The 18,954-nt window shown below is 58.6% G+C and carries 17 protein-coding genes and 1 tRNA gene; 11 read left to right on the forward strand and 7 right to left on the reverse strand.

Annotation, left to right across the window (positions count from 1 at the left end; all coding sequences use genetic code 11):
- Positions 1-14: 14 nt before the first annotated feature.
- The 9 genes from AC27VO_RS10010 (at position 15) to AC27VO_RS10050 (ending at position 7,783) form a co-directional block, all read left to right on the forward strand.
- Positions 15-1,025: an ABC transporter ATP-binding protein gene (locus AC27VO_RS10010; RefSeq protein ID WP_488666564.1), complete on the forward strand. Its 1,011-nt coding sequence runs from the start codon at positions 15-17 to the stop codon at positions 1,023-1,025.
- A gap of 236 nt (positions 1,026-1,261) precedes the next feature.
- On the forward strand, positions 1,262-1,831 hold the full coding sequence (locus AC27VO_RS10015; RefSeq protein WP_488666565.1) for an RBBP9/YdeN family alpha/beta hydrolase: 570 nt from the start codon (positions 1,262-1,264) through the stop codon (positions 1,829-1,831).
- Between the two features lie 171 nt (positions 1,832-2,002).
- Positions 2,003-3,004, forward strand: coding sequence for a sulfate ABC transporter substrate-binding protein (locus AC27VO_RS10020; protein WP_488666566.1), 1,002 nt, complete (start codon positions 2,003-2,005; stop codon positions 3,002-3,004).
- Between the two features lie 58 nt (positions 3,005-3,062).
- A complete protein-coding gene (gene cysT / locus AC27VO_RS10025) occupies positions 3,063-3,950 on the forward strand; it encodes a sulfate ABC transporter permease subunit CysT (protein WP_488666567.1) in 888 nt (295 codons plus the stop codon).
- A gap of 68 nt (positions 3,951-4,018) precedes the next feature.
- The gene (gene cysW, locus AC27VO_RS10030) at positions 4,019-4,933 is read left to right on the forward strand and encodes a sulfate ABC transporter permease subunit CysW (RefSeq protein ID WP_488666620.1); all 915 of its coding nucleotides are present in this window, start codon (positions 4,019-4,021) and stop codon (positions 4,931-4,933) included.
- 29 nt (positions 4,934-4,962) lie between these two features.
- Positions 4,963-6,090: a sulfate/molybdate ABC transporter ATP-binding protein gene (locus AC27VO_RS10035; RefSeq protein ID WP_488666568.1), complete on the forward strand. Its 1,128-nt coding sequence runs from the start codon at positions 4,963-4,965 to the stop codon at positions 6,088-6,090.
- A 65-nt stretch (positions 6,091-6,155) separates the two neighbouring features.
- On the forward strand, positions 6,156-6,665 hold the full coding sequence (locus tag AC27VO_RS10040; RefSeq protein WP_488666569.1) for a disulfide bond formation protein B: 510 nt from the start codon (positions 6,156-6,158) through the stop codon (positions 6,663-6,665).
- Positions 6,666-6,770: 105 nt separating this feature from the next.
- Positions 6,771-7,472 carry a pseudouridine synthase gene (locus AC27VO_RS10045; protein WP_488666570.1) on the forward strand — a complete coding sequence of 234 codons (702 nt, stop codon included), beginning with the start codon at positions 6,771-6,773 and terminating at the stop codon, positions 7,470-7,472.
- Between the two features lie 104 nt (positions 7,473-7,576).
- Positions 7,577-7,783 (forward strand): hypothetical protein, encoded by a 207-nt coding sequence (locus AC27VO_RS10050; RefSeq protein ID WP_488666571.1) that lies wholly within the window; start codon positions 7,577-7,579, stop codon positions 7,781-7,783.
- Positions 7,784-7,991: 208 nt separating this feature from the next.
- Here the strand turns inward: AC27VO_RS10050 and AC27VO_RS10055 are convergent, their stop codons facing one another.
- The 4 genes from AC27VO_RS10055 to AC27VO_RS10070 form a co-directional block, all read right to left on the reverse strand.
- Positions 7,992-8,666, reverse strand: a complete 675-nt coding sequence (locus tag AC27VO_RS10055; RefSeq protein ID WP_488666572.1) for a glutathione S-transferase — start codon at positions 8,664-8,666, stop codon at positions 7,992-7,994.
- Positions 8,667-8,894: 228 nt separating this feature from the next.
- Positions 8,895-10,250, reverse strand: a complete 1,356-nt coding sequence (locus AC27VO_RS10060) for a c-type cytochrome (protein ID WP_488666573.1) — start codon at positions 10,248-10,250, stop codon at positions 8,895-8,897.
- 10 nt (positions 10,251-10,260) lie between these two features.
- On the reverse strand, positions 10,261-12,030 hold the full coding sequence (locus AC27VO_RS10065; protein ID WP_488666574.1) for a GMC family oxidoreductase: 1,770 nt from the start codon (positions 12,028-12,030) through the stop codon (positions 10,261-10,263).
- A 3-nt stretch (positions 12,031-12,033) separates the two neighbouring features.
- Complete coding sequence (locus AC27VO_RS10070; protein WP_488666575.1) at positions 12,034-12,732, reverse strand: gluconate 2-dehydrogenase subunit 3 family protein; 699 nt, start codon at positions 12,730-12,732, stop codon at positions 12,034-12,036.
- A 277-nt stretch (positions 12,733-13,009) separates the two neighbouring features.
- On the opposite strand from AC27VO_RS10070, the gene AC27VO_RS10075 reads away from it, so the two are divergent.
- Positions 13,010-13,100 (forward strand) — tRNA-Ser (locus AC27VO_RS10075).
- A gap of 219 nt (positions 13,101-13,319) precedes the next feature.
- Here AC27VO_RS10075 and AC27VO_RS10080 read toward each other — a convergent pair.
- The 3 genes from AC27VO_RS10080 to AC27VO_RS10090 all read right to left on the reverse strand — a co-directional run bounded on the left by AC27VO_RS10080 (position 13,320) and on the right by AC27VO_RS10090 (position 16,277).
- On the reverse strand, positions 13,320-14,552 hold the full coding sequence (locus AC27VO_RS10080) for a GGDEF domain-containing protein (RefSeq protein WP_488666576.1): 1,233 nt from the start codon (positions 14,550-14,552) through the stop codon (positions 13,320-13,322).
- A 338-nt stretch (positions 14,553-14,890) separates the two neighbouring features.
- Positions 14,891-15,808, reverse strand: coding sequence for an SPFH domain-containing protein (locus AC27VO_RS10085; RefSeq protein ID WP_488666577.1), 918 nt, complete (start codon positions 15,806-15,808; stop codon positions 14,891-14,893).
- 43 nt (positions 15,809-15,851) lie between these two features.
- Positions 15,852-16,277, reverse strand: coding sequence for an NfeD family protein (locus tag AC27VO_RS10090; protein WP_488666578.1), 426 nt, complete (start codon positions 16,275-16,277; stop codon positions 15,852-15,854).
- Between the two features lie 149 nt (positions 16,278-16,426).
- On the opposite strand from AC27VO_RS10090, the gene AC27VO_RS10095 reads away from it, so the two are divergent.
- Positions 16,427-18,841 carry an Orn/Lys/Arg family decarboxylase gene (locus AC27VO_RS10095; RefSeq protein ID WP_488666579.1) on the forward strand — a complete coding sequence of 805 codons (2,415 nt, stop codon included), beginning with the start codon at positions 16,427-16,429 and terminating at the stop codon, positions 18,839-18,841.
- The last annotated feature ends 113 nt before the right edge of the window (positions 18,842-18,954 follow it).

Genomic DNA, 18,954 nt, shown 5'->3' on the forward strand with positions numbered 1-18,954 from the left:
GCCGAGGTTTTGTGATGCTTGAAGTTAAAAATGTTTCATTGGGCTATGGTGCCCACATCGTCGTGCAAAACGTCAGCATGCGTTTGGACCCCGGTGAAATCGGGTGTCTGCTGGGCCCCTCGGGCTGTGGCAAGACCACGTTGCTGCGCGCGATTGCAGGGTTTGAGCCCGTGCGTGCTGGCCAGATTGATGTGCAGGGGCAGCTGGTGGCTGCGCCCTCGCAGAGCGTGCCACCACAGTTGCGCGATATTGGCATGGTGTTTCAGGACCATGCCCTGTTTCCGCACCTGAATGTGGCGGGCAATATTGGTTTTGGGCTGCACCGCCTCGACAAGGCTGCGCGAGCAGCGCGCGTGCAGGAGATGCTGGCGCTGGTGGGGCTGGACGGCATGGGCGAGCGCTGGCCGCACGAGCTTTCGGGTGGCCAGCAGCAGCGCGTGGCACTGGCCCGGGCGCTGGCACCACAACCCAGCCTGCTGTTGATGGATGAGCCGTTTTCCAGTCTGGACACCAGCATGCGTGAGAGCATTGCGCGCGAAGTGCGTGCCATCCTCAAGCAGGCCAAGGCCACCGCCTTGATGGTCACGCACGACCAGAACGAAGCCTTTGCCATGGCCGACAACGTGGGTGTCATGGCGCGTGGACAGCTCATGCAATGGGGCAATGCGGTGCAGGTGTACTGCCAGCCCGCTACGCAGGATGTGGCGCAGTTTGTGGGTGAAGGCGCCCTGGTACATGCGCAGGCGACGGCAGGCGGCCAGTGGCAGACCGCTCTGGGCTTGCTGCCTGCAGGCCACCCGCACTACCAGAGTGCCCAGGGGGTGCAGGTGCTGCTGCGGCCCGAGCATGTCTGCCTGCAGGAGCAGGGCGTGCAGGGCCAGGTGCGCGAGCGCACCTTCCGCGGTAGCCACTTTGTCTTTGAGGTGGAACTGCCCGACGGTCAGCGCGTGATGGCCAAGGCATCACTGCAGGCCCTGTATGGCAGCTGTGAAACCGTGCACCTGGGGCTGGCTCCCGGTATGTGAGCACTGATTATTTGTAGCAAAAAGCGCTTGCCCCCTATGGGGTAGAGCGCTTTTTTTATGCTCGGGTGGAGTGTTGCGTACCTTCTAGATGCCGCCATGCTTGCGGTGCCAGAGGTGCCCTCCGTGCCCGCTGCAGTGCGGGATGCACATGCTTATGCATATAAGAAAACAACCAATGAGTTGTTGGGATTTGCGCAGGGGGCTTTCACAATCGGCGCCCCAAAGGAGAGTTTGTCATGTCCCGCACAGCACCCCGCATCATCATCGTTCCGGGTTGGCGCAATTCCGGCGCAGAACACTGGCAAAGCCTGTGGGCTCAGGCCTTGCCCGATGCCCAGCGCGTGGAGCAAGACGACTGGCTGACCCCCAAGCGGGCCGACTGGGTGCGCACGCTGGAGGCCCTCATCCTGTCGCAGCCAGAGCCCGTGATTGTGGTGGCGCACAGCCTGGGTTGTATCACTACGGCCCATCTGGGCGCGCAAGCCGCAGCGCGCATTCAAAGTGCTTTGCTGGTGGCGCCTGCCGACCCAGAGCGCCGAGCCCATCTGGCCGACTTTGCCCCGGTGCCCTACCAGGCATTGCCCTATCGCAGTGTGCTGGTGGCCAGCACCAATGACCCGTATTGCCCCATTCGCCTGGCTGGTGCCTATGCACGGGCCTGGGGCAGTGAGTTTGTGCGCCTGCCCAATGCGGGCCACATCAATGCGGAGTCGGGCCACGGGCCCTGGCCTTTGGGTTGGGCGTTGCTGCAATCGCTGGTGCAAGACATGGCCTGGGGGGCTGGAAAACACGTGGAGGCTGCTTGAATTGAAAGGAAATTGGCTTCTAGTCCTTGCGCATCAAGCGCTGATTGCTCATGTTTTCTTTATTCCAAAAATGGATAAATTTAAAAAAATCTATTCTTTTGAGTTTTAAGAAGCCTGCTTCACAATGCGAAACATCTCATCCAAACACGCATTTGCGTAAGGCGACACACCATGACATCTTTGAAGCTCAAGACTTTGTTGGCAACGATTGCGCTGGCAGCCGGTGGCGTGGCCAGCGCGCAAGACCAGTTGCTCAACGTTTCGTATGACGTGGCCCGCGAGTTCTACAAGGACTACAACCAGGCATTCGTGGCCCACTACAAGAAAACCACGGGCAAAGACATCAAGATTGACCAGGCACACGGTGGCTCCAGCGCCCAGGCGCGTGCCGTCAATGACGGTCTGCCTGCGGATGTGGTGACTTTCAACACCACCACCGACATCGAATTCCTGGCCAACAACGGTGTGGTGGCCAAAGACTGGGCCAAGCAGTTCCCCAACGATGCATCGCCCACCACTTCCACTATGCTGTTCCTGGTGCGCCACGGCAATCCCAAGAACATCAAGGACTGGAAGGACTTGACCCGCCCCGACGTGAAGGTTGTGGTGGTCAACCCCAAGACCGGTGGCAATGGCCGCTACGCCTACTTGGCTGCATGGGGTTCCGTGCGTGAAGCCGGTGGCACCGATGCACAGGCCCAGGATTTTGTGAAGCAGCTGTACAAGAATGTGCCTGTGCTGGGCAAGGGTGGCCGTGATGCCACCGCCATCTTCTTGCAGCGCAACATGGGTGACGTGCTGATCACGTTCGAGTCGGAAGTGATCTCGGTGGACCGCGAATTTGGCAAGGGCAAGGTTGAGGCCGTGTACCCCTCCAGCTCCATCGTGGCGGAGAACCCTGTTGCCGTGGTGCAGCGCACCGCGCAGAAGAAGGGCTCTGGCGCACTGGCCAAGGCGTACCTGGATTATCTGTACACCGATGAAGCGCAAGAAATTGCCGCCAACCATGCGCTGCGCCCCCGCTCGGAAGCAGTGCTGAAAAAGCACGCCGATGTCTTCAAGCCACTGAAGCAATTCACCGTGGGCAAGTACTTCGGCTCGCTGGGTGAAGCCCAGAAGGTGCACTTCAACGACGGTGGCAAGTTCGACGAGATCTACACCCCCGGCAAGTAATTAGCCACGGTTGACGCACTCACTTACCTAACCACTTTCTCAGGCTGTCAGGGACATCATGGCTTCTGCATCCCCCGTCAGCCCAAGTCTGAGCCCTACTGCCCCGGTTCGCCGTGGGCGTGGCGCTCAGCGCGTTCTGCCCGGCTTCGGGCTGACCTTGGGCTACACACTGTTTTATCTCAGCATCATTGTGCTGATCCCCCTGTCTGCGCTGATCTTCAAAACGTTTGAGCTGACTTGGGAGCAGTTCTGGGACGCCGTCAGCGCACCGCGCGTGGTGGCTTCGTACAAGCTGACCTTTGGTGCCTCGTTCATTGCCGCACTGGTGAATCTGGTGTTTGGCCTGCTGATTGCCTGGGTGTTGGTGCGCTACAAGTTTCCCGGCAAAAAGATTCTGGATGCACTGGTGGATCTGCCGTTTGCACTGCCCACAGCCGTGGCCGGTATTTCACTGACCGCCTTGCTGGCAGGCAATGGCTGGGTGGGGCAGTACCTGGAGCCGCTGGGCATTCAGCTGGCCTTCAACCCGAACGGGATTGTGGTGGCGCTGATTTTTATCGGTCTGCCCTTTGTGGTGCGCACCGTTCAGCCGGTGCTGGAAGACTCGGAAAAAGAACTGGAAGAGGCGGCCACCAGCCTGGGGGCTTCGCGCTGGCAGATTTTCTACAAGGTGATTCTGCCCAGCATCACACCCGCCTTGATGACGGGTTTTGCCATGGCGTTTGCACGGGCGGTGGGCGAGTACGGCTCAGTCATCTTTATCGCCGGCAACATGCCCATGGTCTCTGAGATCACGCCGCTGATCATCATCAGCAAGCTCGAGCAGTATGACTACGCAGGCGCCACGGCCGTGGCGGTCGTGATGCTGCTGATTTCCTTTGTGCTGCTGCTGGTCATCAATGTGCTGCAGGCCTGGCAGCGTCGCCATTCGGGAGCTGCGGCATGAATCTGAATTTCACCGAACAGCATTACTTCCTGTTCAAAGTGCTGGGTGTCATCTTGGCCATCGTGTTGATGGCTTACAAGCTGACCGCCCCGAAAAAAGGTAGCAAGCCCGAGAAGCTGACCACCACCGAGCCGCGTGCCGTGCGCTGGGTGCTGATTGGCCTTGCTGTGTCGTTTATCGCGCTGTTTTTGCTGTTGCCGCTGGCGGCGGTGTTCACTGAAGCGCTGCGCAAAGGCTGGGATGCCTATGTGGCGGGCTTGCAAGAGCCCGATGCCTGGTCGGCCATCAAGCTGACGCTGCTGACGGCCTTGATTGCGGTGCCGCTGAACCTGGTGTTTGGCGTGGCTGCGGCCTGGTGCATTGCCAAGTACGAGTTCAAGGGCAAGGCCTTTTTGACCACCCTGATTGATCTGCCATTTTCCATCTCACCGGTGGTAGCGGGCTTGATGTACGTGCTGGTCTTTGGTGCCAATGGCTGGTTCGGCAGCTGGCTGTCTGCGCATGACATCAAGATCATTTTTGCCGTGCCCGGGATTGTGCTGGCTACTGTCTTTGTCACCTTCCCATTCATTGCCCGCGAGCTGATTCCGCTGATGCAGGCACAGGGCAATGACGAAGAGCAGGCCGCCATCGTGCTGGGCGCCAGCGGTTGGCAGACTTTCTGGTATGTGACGCTGCCCAACATCAAGTGGGGCCTGCTGTATGGCGTGATTCTGTGTAACGCACGTGCCATGGGTGAGTTTGGGGCTGTGTCTGTGGTGTCCGGCCACATCCGCGGCCAGACCAACACCATTCCGCTGCATGTTGAAATTCTCTACAACGAATACCAATCCGTTGCGGCGTTTGCGGCGGCCTCGCTGCTGGCGTTGCTGGCCCTGGTGACGCTGGTCATCAAGACCTATGCCGAATGGAAGCATGAACAACAAGTGCAGGCGGCGGCGAATATGCCACCTGAGCGTCACACCCCCCTCGAGCAATCTTGAGCGCGCGACGCATTTGAAAGAGACAGACCATGAGCATTGAAATTCGCAATGTCAGCAAGCAGTTTGGCGACTTCCAGGCCCTGCGTGACGTGAGTTTAGACATCAAGTCCGGAGAGTTGATTGCCCTGCTGGGCCCCTCGGGCTGCGGCAAGACCACGCTGCTGCGCATCATCGCTGGCCTGGAAACGGCCGACGTGGGCAGCATTCACTTCAGCGGTGAAGACACCACCGATGTGCACGTGCGTGAGCGCAACGTGGGCTTTGTGTTCCAGCACTACGCGCTGTTCCGCCATATGACCGTGTTTGAGAACGTGGCGTTTGGCCTGCGTGTGAAGCCGCGCAAGGAGCGCCCCAGCGAAGCGCAGATTAAAGAGAAGGTGATGAGCCTGCTCAAGCTGGTGCAACTGGACTGGGTGGCAGATCGCTTCCCGTCGCAGCTGTCTGGTGGCCAGCGCCAGCGCATTGCCTTGGCACGTGCCTTGGCGGTGGAGCCCAAGGTGCTGCTGCTGGACGAGCCTTTTGGCGCATTGGATGCCAAGGTGCGCAAGGAGCTGCGCCGCTGGCTGCGCCGTCTGCACGACGAGCTGCATGTGACCTCCATATTTGTGACGCACGATCAGGAAGAAGCGCTGGAAGTGGCGGACCGCGTGGTCGTGATCAACAAGGGCAAGATCGAGCAGGAAGGAACACCCCAAGAAGTGTGGGAAAACCCTGCCAGCCCCTTTGTTTATGGTTTCTTGGGCGATGTGAATTTGTTCAAGGGCCGGGCCAAGGATGGCCAGGTCTTTCTGGAAGAAGGCATGCAGCTGGAGAGCGACGAAGCCCAAGGTGCGGTGGACAAGAGCGCCTTTGCCTATGTACGCCCGCATGAGCTGGATGTGGCTCGCTATTCGCCCGGTCAAAATACCGATGGCAATGGCCGCACCACAGGTCTGGTGGTGCAGCTCAGCCGCGCGATTGTGGTGGGACCCATCGCGCGACTGGAACTTATTGCCGCAGATGACACCCAAGCAGCAGACAATGCGGCATCCGAGCACTTGATCGAGGCACAGATTCCCGCCGAGCAGTTCCGAGCGATGGGCCTGCGCGAAGGTGAGACTTTGGTGGTGACACCCCGCCGTGCCAAGGTATTCTTGGACGAAGCTGCAGGCATCTAACTGACGCTGTTTCTTGCATGGTGCAGGGGCGGCAGATGTCGCCCCTTATTTTTTGTGAGAAAAGCATGCAGGTTTTGAACTGGATCACCACCGCCCCGCGCCGTACCTTGGCGCTGATTGCGCTCGCTTGTGTGGCTTTGCTGGCCTTTGGCATGTATTTGCAGCATGTGCAGGGTCTGGAGCCATGCCCCATGTGCATTGTGCAGCGCTATGCTTTGATATTGGTAGCTGTATGCACAGGCTTGGCAAGCACTAGAGGCCAAAAAGGTTGGTGGAAATCTTTCGCGGTGCTGGGGCTGCTTGCCTGCGGCTTCGGGGCTTTTGTGGCGGCGCGTCAAAGCTGGCTGCAGTGGTATCCGCCTGAGTTCGCCAGCTGCGGCCGCGATTTCTACGGCATGATCGAAAACTACCCAGTCAGCCGCGCCATTCCCATGATCTTCCGTGGCTCGGGCGATTGCACGGCCATTGACTGGACGTTCCTGGGTGGCTCGATTGCCAACTGGTCGTTCCTGTGCTTTGTCGGCTTTGCCATCGTGCTGCTGGTGCTGCTGTGCAAAGGCCGCTCGCGCAGCTAAAGCCAACCGTCTGCAATCACCACTCCACAAGCCCCGCCATGCACTGCATGCCGGGGCGTTGGCTTTGATCGACAATCACAGCCTTTGCGAATTCTTGGTTTCGGCATGCCCCAGTACATCCTCTTTCACAAGCCCTACGGCGTTTTGTCCCAATTCACGCCCGAGGATGGTGCGCGCTCCCTGGCCGAATTCGACCTGCCCAAGGGCGTGTACCCAGCAGGGCGGCTGGACAAAGACTCCGAAGGCTTGCTGCTGCTGACCGATGATGGTCCGTTGATTGAGCAGCTGCTCAACCCCCGCAACCAAAAGCCCAAAACCTATTGGGTGCTGGTGGAGCGTGTGCCCGATGAAGCCAGCTTGCAGCGATTGCGCGAGGGGCTGCGCATTGAGGATTACACCACCCAGCCTTGTCAGGCGCAGGTACTTGATCCACAGCCTGAAGTTGCACCCCGTGACCCACCTGTGCGCGTGCGCAAGAGCGTGCAGGACGTGTGGGTGGCGATTACCTTGGTGGAGGGGAAAAACCGGCAGGTGCGCAAGATGACCGCCGCCATTGGCCACCCGACGCTGCGCTTGATTCGGCAAAGCATTGCCAATCTGGAACTGGGCGATCTGCCGCGGGGCCAGTGGCGTGCCATTGCGCGGGAAGACATCCAGTGGGGCAGTGGCGCTGCATTGCCTGCCACGGTGGTGGACGGTTCCGTGGCTGTGCGCTATGGCCGCAGCAGCGCAGGGCCAAGCCGTGCAGGGCGTAGCACCGTGGTGGGCGTGCGCCGCCCTGGTGCGTGGTTCAATAAAAAATCCTGACATGGTGCGCAGCAAATAGCGCATTCGCAGCGTGCGGTGGGCCTTGCAGGTGGCACGTGTGCCCGTGGATACCGCGCGCAAGGTGCCAGCCCAGGGCACGTGATATGAGCGACGTTAAGCCTCTGGACGGCGTGCAGGTGGGCGATGAAGCCGCTGTCAGCCAGACCATCACCGAAGCGGGCGGTGTGCGCTCCATCGCAGCGAGCGGTAATTTCGGTCCCGCCCATGTGGACGCACCGCTGTGTGCAGACGACACAGTTGGGTCGTCGCTTGGCACCATCCGCTGCTGTGACGTTACATGCATGCAGTGATTGGGTGGTGGTCAACCGCAGTGATGGCCAGACGCACGCTCTGCCAGCGTGCTGGCTGCAGATGCCTTACGAAATGCCTCTATTGGTGTGCGAAGCGGTGCTTGGGTGGCATGCCCCTAAAAAATAAAGCTCCCTGTAGGGAGCTTTATTTTTTGAAGCACCTAGCGCTTATGCAGCAAGGGCTAGAAGCTAAAAACACCTTCAAACATCAGGCGGATTGAATGCTGTCTGTGCTGAAAGTTGGGCCGGTTGTGCCGGGCATCCAGCCTGGGTAGGTTTCCATCACTTCCGCAAACAGCGCGGAATCAATCCAGCGCTGCAGCCAGTCTTGCAGGTGGGGCCAGGGTTGCTCGGCCCATTGCGCTTCATCGATGCGGGCGAACTGGCGCACAAAGGGGCGCAGCGCCATGTCGGCCAGGCTGGGGTTCAGGCCAAAAAGATAGCCGGTGTCGGCCAGTTGCTCATCCAGGGAGACCAGCCAGGTGATGGCATCGGTCTGCGCCTGGTTGACTTCTTCTGCGGTATAGCGCTCAGGGTATTTGCAGCGATCCAGCGCCTGTTTGAAACGGCTGTCGTTGCCGCGGATCAGTCCCAGCATGTCTTCCAGCGAGCCCTGTGTGGGCGCCAGCCAGCCATCAGGGTCGTTGCCTTGCAAGGCATGCAGCATGATGTCCAGGCTTTGTTCAATTACCTCGCCGTGGGGCAGCACCAGCACAGGCACAGTGCCTTTGGAGGATGCATCCAGCAATGCCTGGGGCTTGTTGCGCAAGTTGATTTCACGCAGCTCGCACGCCAACCCGGCATGGGCCAAAGCCAAACGTGCGCGCATGGCGTAAGGGCAGCGACGGAAAGAATACAAAACGGGCAAGGCTGGAGCGGTCATTCAATCAGAAGGCGGGTGAAAGGGGACGCATGGGCGCAGGATGCGCATCACGTGAAGTGGGGCACTGTACTCGCTTGTTTGAAGATGTGTTGTGATGGGGGTGAAGCCGTATGGCACACGCGCTGTGGGGCGTTGGTTGGCAGCGACACCTCTGCTGCCAACCCGTACCTGCAGGCGTGGGCAGAGGTTGGCAGAGATGTGGGTGGCGTTAGGCTGGGCCTGTGGCGCTCAATGCGGCGCGGCAGACCTGACCTGGGCTGCTTGCGGCGCAGTGACCGGGCTGGCCTGATTGCCCCAGGCAGAGCGTACAAAACTGGCAAGCGCGGCCACTTCCTCGTCGTTCAGGCGATCGGCATAGCCTTGCATGACCAGCTGCATGGGGCGACGGTCTGTGGTTATGGATGAAGAACCATTGAGGATGACCGAGAGCAGTGGTTGCGGCGCTTTGGCGAGCACCATGGCATTGCCTTGCAGTTCCGGGAAGATCTCCGCAGCCCCTTTGCCGCTGACGAAGTGACACGCCGCACAGTTGTCCAGGTACAGCCGGGCACCCAGCGGCATATCGAGCGAGGCTTTGGTGAGCATCTGCACCGTGGCCTGGCCTGCATCGTTGGCCGCTGCTGCGGGTGTGGCGCGTGGGCCTGGGGGAGCTATCGGTGCTGGTGCATCTGGTGAGGCCTGTCCGTTGATGCTCTTGAGAAATGCGGTCATGGCATGTATGTCCTGATCATTCAGGTACTGCAAAGAATGCTTGACGACCAGTGACATCTCCCCATTGGCCACAGCGTGGGCGTTGCGCCCCGTGGCCAGGTAAGCGGCCAGCTCGGCGCTAGACCACTGCGCAAGGCGAGAGCCTGCGCCACGCAGTGCAGCAACGTTCCAGCCATCCAGTGTTCCACCTGTTAGAAATGCGCTGTCATCAAGGCGTGTGCCGTCTTGGGCCATGAAGTTGGTGCGCGGGCTGTGGCAGGCTGCGCAATGCCCAGCACCTTCCACGAGGTATTGCCCACGGCGAATGACTTCATTGCTGCTTGTGGGCTGAGCGTCTGTGCTGCCCTTGAGAGCTAACCAGTTCCAAGCGCGGATGCCAAAGCGCAGATTGAACGGAAACCCCAGCTGTGTTGTTTGTACGGCATGGTTGACAGGCTTTACCTCGCGCATCAGGTAGTCATACAAAGCGCGCAGGTCACTTTCGCTCATGAAACGATAGTTTTCATACGGCATGGCAGGGTAGAGGTGCGTGCCATTGGCTGCGACACCATCCACCATGGCGGCACGAAATTGATCCAATGTCCAGTTGCCAATGCCCGTATTTTTGTCTGGCGTGATGTTGGAGGCCCAGATGGTGCCCATGGGGCTGTCGATGCCGCGTCCTCCTGCCAAAGGCGCACCGCCATCGCTGGTGTGGCAAGCCATGCAATCGCCCGCACGCATGACATATTCGCCGCGGCCTGGTTCCGGTTTCCAGTCGGCAGGCAGAGATTCGTTGGGTGGCGTCAGTTGCGGCGGGACATACCTCAACGCCAGCGCGGCGAGGATGCCGAGGATGACCAACACGCCGAGGATGCGCAGTGCAATTTTCATGGTCAGCTCCTCAAACCAGTGGGCCTGGGTTGCGCAGATATTTCGTACGGATGGCGTGCACCGTCCAATAGGCGAGGCCACCTACCAGGCCGGTAGGGTTGTATTGGGTGTTCTGTACAAAGTTGCCAGCACCCATGACAAAAACATTGTGCTTGTCCCAAGCCTGGCAGTAACGGTTGACGACACCTTCTTGCGGGTTGCTGGACATGATGTGGCCGCCGGTGTTGTGGGTAGTCTGGTAGGGGCGGACATCGTATTGCGCACCCGCACCTCTGAAGCCCAGCTGCATGAGATCGGGCTGCATGGCTTTGCCGACTTCTTCGGCTTTGAGCTTCATGTACTGGTTCATCTTCAGGTCGTTGTCCTGCCAGTTGAAGGTCATGCGCATCAGTGGGCGCCCGTGTGGGTCTTTGTAGGTAGGGTCCAGATCCAGGTGGTTGGCGCGGTAGGACATGTGCGAGCCGTGGGTGCCGATGGACATGGAGTGCCCATACCATTCGCCAATCGCTTGCTTCCAGCCAGCTCCCCAACTGGGTGTCCCGGAGGGCAGGCTCATGGAGCGGATGGGTTGGCCGTTGAAAGTGCCCGCGCGCCAGTAGGCGCCACCAATGAATCCCAGTGCCCCGAAGTCATTCTGGTTGATGCCAAAGTCATCGATGCAAATGCCGTTGGAGCCGTGCCCTATGAAGGGGTTGAAGCTATCGTTTTTGTAAAACATGGTCACGCCACCGTTCATCTGGTAGGCGTAGTTTTTGCCGGTGACGCCTGTATTGGTTGCTGGGTCGTAGGGTGCACCAATGCCAGAAACGAGCAGGAGATGCACGTTGTTCAACTGGTAGGCCGACAGGATGACCAAGTCGGCGGGCTGAAAGACTTCCTCTTTTTTGGCCGCATCGAAGTAGGTGACCCCTGTGGCGGTTTTGCCATCTGCTGAACTTTCAATGCGCAGGACTTCGGCGTGGGTGCGGTAGCTGAAGTTGGGTTTGCGCTTGAGGGCGTCAAGAATGGCTGTCTGTGGTGAGGCTTTGGAGTATTGGTAGCAGCCATAGCGCTCGCAAAATCCACAGAAGTTGCAGGGCGCCATTTGCATGCCATATGGGTTGACATAGGCTGTGGATGCAATCCCGGCGGGAGCAGGGAAAGGGTGGTAGCCCAGTGCTTTGGCAGTGGTTTCGAATTTGGAGGCGTCGTAGGTGGTGGGCAGTGGCGGCATAGGGTAGTCGCTTGAGCGCCAGCCCTCAAATGGATTGCCGCCCGCCTGGATTTGGCCTTTGAGGTTGCCAGCTTTGCCAGAGATGCCTGCGACCTCATCAAAACGCGTGAAATAGGGCTCCAGCTCGTCATAGGTGACCGGGTAGTCCATGAGGTTCATGCCAGCCGGAATGATGGACTCTCCCCATTTTTCTTTGACGTAGCTGCGCAGCTGCATCTCCTGGGGCTGCGGGCGCCACAGCAGACCATTCCAGTGGGTGCCTGCACCCCCAACACCGTTGGCAGGCAAGAAGGAGCCCATGGAGCGGTAGGGCAACGCGGTCTCCCCATCGTGGCGGCGGATGGTGACAGTCTGCTGGCTGGGGTGCTGCATGTTTTTGAGGCGCACACCGTAAGTCAGCTCATCAATCTGGTTGGGATACTTGAACTCAGGCACGGTGTTTTGGTCGCGGCCGCGCTCCAGAGCCACGATCTCAAGCCCTTCGGCTGCCAGTTCAATGCCAGCAATGGCACCAGTCCAGCCCAGGCCCACAATGACCACATCTTTCTTTTTTTCAGTGCGTGCCATGGCTTATGCCCTTTCGCCTTTGATAGATACGGGCCCCAATGGGTATTTCACATTGTGCTGACCCACCCATTCGGCATAGCTGGCCCGCGCGCCGGGAAAGCCGATGTAGCTCCAGGACTGCATGCGATAGTTCCCGCCGTGTACCGGGTCTGCGAAGTAGCCTTCTTTGGTGTTGGCAAGCAGGGTGCTGAAAAAGACGCTGAGTTCGGGCTTCAAAGCCGCCTCGCCTTTTTGTAAAGCAGTCAATGCCTCATCCTGCTGTGCCGGAGACAAGTTTTGAAAATTCTTGTCCCAGCGTGTTTTGCACCAAGCATCAATGGCTGGAATGGCCTCGCGGTACAGCTGGGCAGGATTGAGCGGTGTTTGCCAGCCACGTTCAGGTGCAGCAGCAGGGTCATGGGGGCCGGTCATATACCAATCACTGGCGCTGCCGTATTCGCCACTGAGCTGCCGGTCAATAAAAATTGGGACATGGGTTTCTAGCGCGCCCGGGCCTGCACCTTTGGAAGGGATCAACCGTGCAGTGGCAGCGAGTACAAAGGCCCACTCTTGCGGATTGAGGTAGGTGGGTTTGTATTGCTCAAGGGTAATGGGCGCATCTTTGGCACGCGCCTGAAACGTCACCGCAATACCTGTCAGTGCCATGCCGGCACCGGAAGCCAGCAAGAACTCTCTGCGGCTTGGTGGGGAAAAATCGGACATCGTGGGCTCTCCTGTTGTGCAGAGCATGCGCCCCTTGGATGGGAGCCCATGTCTTGTTTTTACCGAGTATCTGGAGTTCTTTTGTTTGGAAGGATGCGGCGGTATATGGTGGTCTGCGTAGGAGAAAAACGGTAGATGGGTGGCGCCAGAAGCGAGAGCTCCTACACGGACCTTTCGCGCTGGTTGCAGCAAGGCTTCGGCGCGGGAATGGCTATTTTTCAAAAAAAGGCCAATTTGTTGATGGCAACTCGAAAAGCAAGTTAGAATCTCAGCTTCTGGAGAGGTGGATGAGTGGTTTAAGTCGCACGCCTGGAAAGCGTGTGTGGGTTAATAGCCCACCGCGGGTTCGAATCCCGCCTTCTCCGCCAGATACAGCTTTTGATGCGCAAGCCCTCCACGCTTGATTGAGCACCACAAGCACACCAAAACGTAAAGCCTCGGTACAGCAATGTATCGAGGATTTTCTGTTTCTGGCGCTGGATTTCAAGCTCACCTGCTTGGGCTCTTCCGGCGCAGTCTCAGTGAGTGTGTGACGGTGGGCGCTGCACGGGGTAGCGCTTTCAGGCCTGGAGAGTGGGTGGGAACGATTAAGCCTGAGGCTTTTGGGACAGCGTGTGCTGCTTGGCGTCGGGAGAGAATGGGTGTGGCAACTGTACGCCAGACAGGTCTATCCGTTCCACACGGTTGCGCCCTGCGGCTTTTCCCCGGTAGAGCGCTCCATCTGCTTGCTGCATGGCCTGTTCAAGCCATGGTGTGCTGATAAAACCGTGCGAAACGCCAATGGTGACGGTGCATCGAATGGTGCCCTGTGCAGGCACTGTGGCTACTTCGCTTTGCGCGATGGCTGCACGGATGCGCTCTGCGAGTTGCATGGCACCTGGCTCATCCGTATCAAGGCAAACAATCACAAATTCTTCGCCGCCAAGGCGGCATACCAGGTCACCCTGGCGGGTGCTGTGTTGAAGGATTTTGGCAACGTGGCACAACACCTGGTCTCCCGTCTTGTGGCCGAAGGTGTCATTGATTTGTTTGAAATGATCAATGTCAACCATGAGCAACCGCGCTGCGCGGGCATTCCTGGTGCGAAAGTGCGTATCAAGTCCATTGGAGAGCCCGCGCCGATTCAGCAGCTGGGTGAGTGGGTCGCGTGCAGCCATGGTGCGCAGTTCATCGGTTAAGCGGCGAAACACCAGCCATACGATGGTCGGGGGGAGCACGGTGCCCAGGAACGACATGTAGATATAGAACACCATCTGGAACTGTGTACTCATCTCCAGGGCTTCCAGGCCACCTCTGAGGATGATGACAAACTTGGCCGCATTCAGGCCGCAGATGCCAGCAATCAAGAGGGCAATTACATACATCTCGACTTTCAGATCTTTGGCAAAAGTGCGTGTCCCATACAGTGCGCCTCCCGCTATGACGAGGAAAACGATGGCGCAGGCTGCGGATAGCAAGGCGTGTCGCACGACAGGCCCCAGGGTGTACTGCACGAGGATCTGCAAGACGGTGTAGGCAGCAGCTAGCCCCAGCAGGGGTTTCCATAGCAAGGTGCTGCGATTAAAAAAGCGAAAAGCCCCCAGCACATAAGCGATAGGGGCGCACAGGGTGAGCGTATGGTTAATGGCGCTGATGGCGCTCCAGCCCGATGGACCGCCAAATAGCTGCAGGATGTATGCGCAGCCCAGCAGCAGATTGCCCAGTGCAAAAACCTCCATTCCCATTCTTTTCTCGTGCAGACGCGTGCTGATGAGATAGAACATCACGCAAAAGCAGAATAAATGCACGCAGAGCATGCTGAGAATGACGGTGGCAACCATGAATTCGCGCAACAGGTGAGAGGGGCGTCGGTGGGTGGAAGTACCCAAGTAGGTAAGGGCTTTGGCGCATAGGCAGCCATTGACGCTTCCCTTGCCGTTTCAATGCCTTAGCGCAGAGCGTTTTGCTGCACAGTGCGTACTTCGTAAATGATTGTAAACATTGATGACCCAAAGTGCACGTGTGGAAGACCTGGGGCAGATGTTGCTGGTGGATTTGGGGCTTGTATTGGCTCGGTGAATGCCTCTCAAAAAAGAGAGCGAATGGACCTGTTGGGCCATTCGCTCTCTTTTTTTTGCCTTCCCAAACACGCAGCTGGAGAGGCATTGCTCACTTGGGCTTAACTGGATTTGCTGCCTTGCTGCACCACCCGCATGGCGGAGGCAATCAGGCCAGAGACTTCCGAGATATTGCTGGGCACGATAAGGGTCGTGTTGGCATCCTTGGCAACTTTGCTATAGGCATCGACGGCACTCTCTGCCACTTTCAGCTGGACAGCTTGCGCACCGCCCGGCTGCTGGATGGCCTGGGCCACACGCTCCAGCGCCTGGGCTGTGGCTTCAGCCACGGTGGTGATGGCGGCTGCCTCGCCCTGGGCCTTGTTGATGGCCGCCTGCTTTTCGCCTTCGGAGCGGGCAATAAAGGCTTCGCGTTCACCGGTCGCGATATTGATTTGTTCCTGGCGGCGGCCTTCGGAGGCTGCAATCAGCGCACGCTTTTCGCGCTCGGCCGTGATCTGGGCCTGCATGGCGCGCAGGATTTCAGCGGGAGGGGTCAAGTCCTTGATTTCGTAGCGCAAGACCTTCACGCCCCAGTTCAAAGCGGCTTCGTCAATCGCATTAACCACCTGCGCGTTGATCATGTCGCGTTCTTCAAAGGTTTTGTCCAGCTCCAGCTTACCGATCACGCTGCGCAGCGAGGTCTGCGCCAGTTGCGTGACGGCCATGATGTAGTTGGATGAGCCGTAGCTGGCGCGCATGGGGTCGGTCACCTGAAAGTACAGGATGCCGTCCACTTGCAACTGCGTGTTGTCACGCGTAATACAGACTTGGCTGGGTACATCCAGTGGAATTTCTTTCAGGCTGTGCTTGTAGGCCACCTTTTCAATAAAAGGAATGATGATGCGCAGGCCTGGGCTGAGCGTGTCTGCGTACTTGCCGAAGCGCTCCTTGATCCAGGCGTGCTGCTGGGGAACGATCTTGACGGACATACTGATGAAGATGGCCGCAATAACAAACGCGACGATGGCAATTTCCATGGTCTAAACCTTTAAGAGCTAGAGAAGAAAACGAAAGCGGGATTTAGGCCTTGTCCACGATCAGGCGGTTGGCTTGGACTTCAATCACGCGGTACAGGCCCGCAGCGGGCATGCTGCCGGGGCGCAATACCACCGTCCATTGGCTGCCGCGATAGGGGATGCGTGCAGTGCCGTCGGCATTCCATTCCGGCACATGCAGTGTCTCGCCAATATCCAGATTGAGATCAGGGTTGGCGCTGGCGGGCAGCTCAGGCATACGGCGACCGCGCAAGCGGCGGCACACCAGTACGGCCAGCACCCCCACTAAGGCCGAGGCGCCAATCTGCCAGGGGGTATCCAGACCCAAATGGGCGGCAATGGCGCCGCAAGCCAGTCCCAAGGCGATCATCAGCAGGTAAATGCCGCCCGTCAGTAATTCGGCTGCAATGGTGATTCCCGTCAGAATCCACCACCAGGTACTTGCCTCCATGTCTCAACTCCCTATGTTTTGTGTACTGCAGTGCTGTGAAACAGCCTGTAAATTGAGGAAAAGCGGCTGTAATTTGCAGGATAGCGCACGATATTACTTACACTGCGCGGCTATCTGACTTTTTTGATCCCGATTACAAAGGGTTGCGCATGAAATTCCGTTTTCCCATCGTCATCATCGACGAGGATTACCGTTCCGACAATACGTCGGGTTTGGGCATTCGTGCCTTGGCCCAGGCGATTGAGACTGAAGGTTTTGAGGTACTGGGCGTCACCAGCTATGGTGACCTCAGCCAGTTTGCGCAGCAGCAAAGTCGCGCCAGCGCCTTTATTTTGTCGATCGACGACGAAGAGCTGACGGGCGACAACGATGACCCTATCATTCACAGCTTGCGCAGCTTCATCGGTGAAGTGCGGCGCAAGAATGAAGAGGTGCCGATCTACATCTATGGTGAGACTAAAACCAGCCGTCACCTGCCCAACGACATTCTGCGCGAGCTGCACGGCTTCATTCACATGTTCGAGGACACCCCCGAATTTGTGGCCAAGCACATCATTCGCGAAGCCAAGGCGTATCTGGAAAGCGTGCAGCCCCCATTTTTCAAGGCGCTGCTGGACTATGCGGAAGACGGCTCATACAGCTGGCACTGCCCCGGTCACTCGGGTGGCGTGGCTTTCCTGAAGACGCCTGTGGGCCAGATGTACCACCAGTTCTATGGTGAAAACATGCTGCGCGCCGACGTGTGCAATGCGGTGGAAGAGCTGGGCCAGCTGCTGGACCACAACGGCGCCATCGGCGAGTCCGAGCGCAATGCCGCGCGCATCTTCAATGCCGACCATTGCTACTTTGTGACCAACGGCACGTCGACCTCCAACAAGATTGTCTGGCACCACACCGTGGCGCCGGGTGATGTGGTGGTAGTGGACCGCAACTGCCACAAGTCCATCCTGCACTCCATCATCATGACGGGTGCGATTCCGGTGTTCTTGAAGCCCACGCGCAATCACTTCGGCATCATTGGCCCGATTCCGCAAAGCGAATTCAGCGTGGAATCCATCCAGTCCAAGATTGCTGCCAACCCCTTGCTCAAGGGCGTGAATGCCAAGACCGTCAAGCCCCGCGTGCTGACGCTGACGCAGTCCACCTATGACGGCGTGCTCTACAACACCGAAACCATCAAGACCATGCTGGACGGCTACGTGGCCAACCTGCACTTTGATGAGGCATGGTTGCCGCACGCGGCCTTCCATCCCTTCTATGGCACCTACCACGCCATGGGCAAGAAGCGCATTCGTCCAAAAGAGTCGGTGGTGTACGCCACCCAGTCCATCCACAAGCTGCTGGCCGGTATCAGCCAGGCTTCGCATGTGCTGGTGCAGGACTCGCAAAACGAGAAGCTGGATCACCACCTGTTCAACGAGGCGTACCTGATGCACACCTCGACCAGCCCCCAGTACTCCATCATTGCCAGCTGCGACGTGGCGGCGGCCATGATGGAGCCGCCCGGAGGCACGGCGCTGGTGGAAGAGTCGATTCTGGAAGCGCTGAACTTCCGCCGCGCCATGCGCAAGGTGGACGATGAGTTTGGTGACGACGACTGGTGGTTCCAGGTCTGGGGCCCCGAAAAGCTGGCCGAAGAAGGCGTGGGCCGTGCAGATGACTGGGTCATCCGTGGCAAAGACGCTGCCCCCAAGGTCAAGTCCAAGAAGAAGAACGGCAAAGAGTTCGACAACTGGCACGGCTTTGGCGATCTGGCTGATGGCTTCAACATGCTGGACCCGATCAAGTCCACCATCGTGACACCGGGCTTGGATCTGGATGGCGACTTTGCCGATACCGGCATTCCCGCGTCTATCGTGACCAAGTACCTCGCCGAGCACGGCGTGGTGGTGGAGAAGACGGGCTTGTACTCGTTCTTCATCATGTTCACCATCGGCATCACCAAGGGCCGCTGGAACACCATGCTGACGGCGCTGCAGCAGTTCAAGGACGACTACGACCGCAACCAGCCGCTGACGCGCATCCTGCCCGAGTTTGTGCAGCAGCACCGCCGTTACGAGCGCATGGGCCTGAAGGACCTGTGCCAGCACGTGCACGAGCTGTACGCCAAGTACGACATCGCCCGTTTGACCACGGAGATGTACCTGTCGGACCTGCAGCCTGCCATGAAGCCTTCAGACGCCTACGCCCACATTGCCCAGCGCAAGACCGAGCGTGTGGAGATCGACCACTTGGTGGGCCGCACCACCGTGGGTCTGGTCACACCGTACCCACCAGGCATCCCGCTCTTGATTCCCGGCGAAGTCTTCAACAAGAAGATCGTGGACTATCTGCTGTTTGCGCGTGAATTTGCCAAGGAGTGCCCGGGCTTTGAGACCGATATCCATGGTCTGGTGGAGATCGAGGACGAGAGCGGCAAAGTTCGCTACTACGCAGACTGCGTAGTGGAAGCCAAGCCCAAGGCCGTGGTCCAGCCACGCGCTGCTGCTGCCAAGGCCAAGCCTGCGGCCAAACCCGCCGTGAAAAAGGCACCGGCCAAGGCCGCAGTCAAGAAGAAGGCGTAAACGGCGCCAAGACGGCAGCGCCTACCGTGGGTGGGTAATGCTGTATAAAAAGAGAGCGACTAGCGCTTGTCTTTATTGCATTTCAGGTGTGAAACCGTCTGAAATCAAGGAGA

This window comes from Comamonas sp. 14P8.1.4, from assembly GCF_057799285.1.

What these genes read in the sequence shown, in the direction of transcription:
- AC27VO_RS10010 (WP_488666564.1), top strand. Translation starts at nt 15, where the DNA reads ATGCTTGAAGTTAAAAATGTTTCATTGGGCTATGGTGCCCACATCGTC.
- AC27VO_RS10015 (WP_488666565.1), top strand. Translation starts at nt 1,262, where the DNA reads ATGTCCCGCACAGCACCCCGCATCATCATCGTTCCGGGTTGGCGCAAT.
- AC27VO_RS10020 (WP_488666566.1), top strand. Translation starts at nt 2,003, where the DNA reads ATGACATCTTTGAAGCTCAAGACTTTGTTGGCAACGATTGCGCTGGCA.
- cysT (WP_488666567.1), top strand. Translation starts at nt 3,063, where the DNA reads ATGGCTTCTGCATCCCCCGTCAGCCCAAGTCTGAGCCCTACTGCCCCG.
- cysW (WP_488666620.1), top strand. Translation starts at nt 4,019, where the DNA reads ATGGCTTACAAGCTGACCGCCCCGAAAAAAGGTAGCAAGCCCGAGAAG.
- AC27VO_RS10035 (WP_488666568.1), top strand. Translation starts at nt 4,963, where the DNA reads ATGAGCATTGAAATTCGCAATGTCAGCAAGCAGTTTGGCGACTTCCAG.
- AC27VO_RS10040 (WP_488666569.1), top strand. Translation starts at nt 6,156, where the DNA reads ATGCAGGTTTTGAACTGGATCACCACCGCCCCGCGCCGTACCTTGGCG.
- AC27VO_RS10045 (WP_488666570.1), top strand. Translation starts at nt 6,771, where the DNA reads ATGCCCCAGTACATCCTCTTTCACAAGCCCTACGGCGTTTTGTCCCAA.
- AC27VO_RS10050 (WP_488666571.1), top strand. Translation starts at nt 7,577, where the DNA reads ATGAGCGACGTTAAGCCTCTGGACGGCGTGCAGGTGGGCGATGAAGCC.
- AC27VO_RS10055 (WP_488666572.1), bottom strand. Translation starts at nt 8,666, where the DNA reads ATGACCGCTCCAGCCTTGCCCGTTTTGTATTCTTTCCGTCGCTGCCCT.
- AC27VO_RS10060 (WP_488666573.1), bottom strand. Translation starts at nt 10,250, where the DNA reads ATGAAAATTGCACTGCGCATCCTCGGCGTGTTGGTCATCCTCGGCATC.
- AC27VO_RS10065 (WP_488666574.1), bottom strand. Translation starts at nt 12,030, where the DNA reads ATGGCACGCACTGAAAAAAAGAAAGATGTGGTCATTGTGGGCCTGGGC.
- AC27VO_RS10070 (WP_488666575.1), bottom strand. Translation starts at nt 12,732, where the DNA reads ATGTCCGATTTTTCCCCACCAAGCCGCAGAGAGTTCTTGCTGGCTTCC.
- AC27VO_RS10080 (WP_488666576.1), bottom strand. Translation starts at nt 14,552, where the DNA reads ATGGTTGCCACCGTCATTCTCAGCATGCTCTGCGTGCATTTATTCTGC.
- AC27VO_RS10085 (WP_488666577.1), bottom strand. Translation starts at nt 15,808, where the DNA reads ATGGAAATTGCCATCGTCGCGTTTGTTATTGCGGCCATCTTCATCAGT.
- AC27VO_RS10090 (WP_488666578.1), bottom strand. Translation starts at nt 16,277, where the DNA reads ATGGAGGCAAGTACCTGGTGGTGGATTCTGACGGGAATCACCATTGCA.
- AC27VO_RS10095 (WP_488666579.1), top strand. Translation starts at nt 16,427, where the DNA reads ATGAAATTCCGTTTTCCCATCGTCATCATCGACGAGGATTACCGTTCC.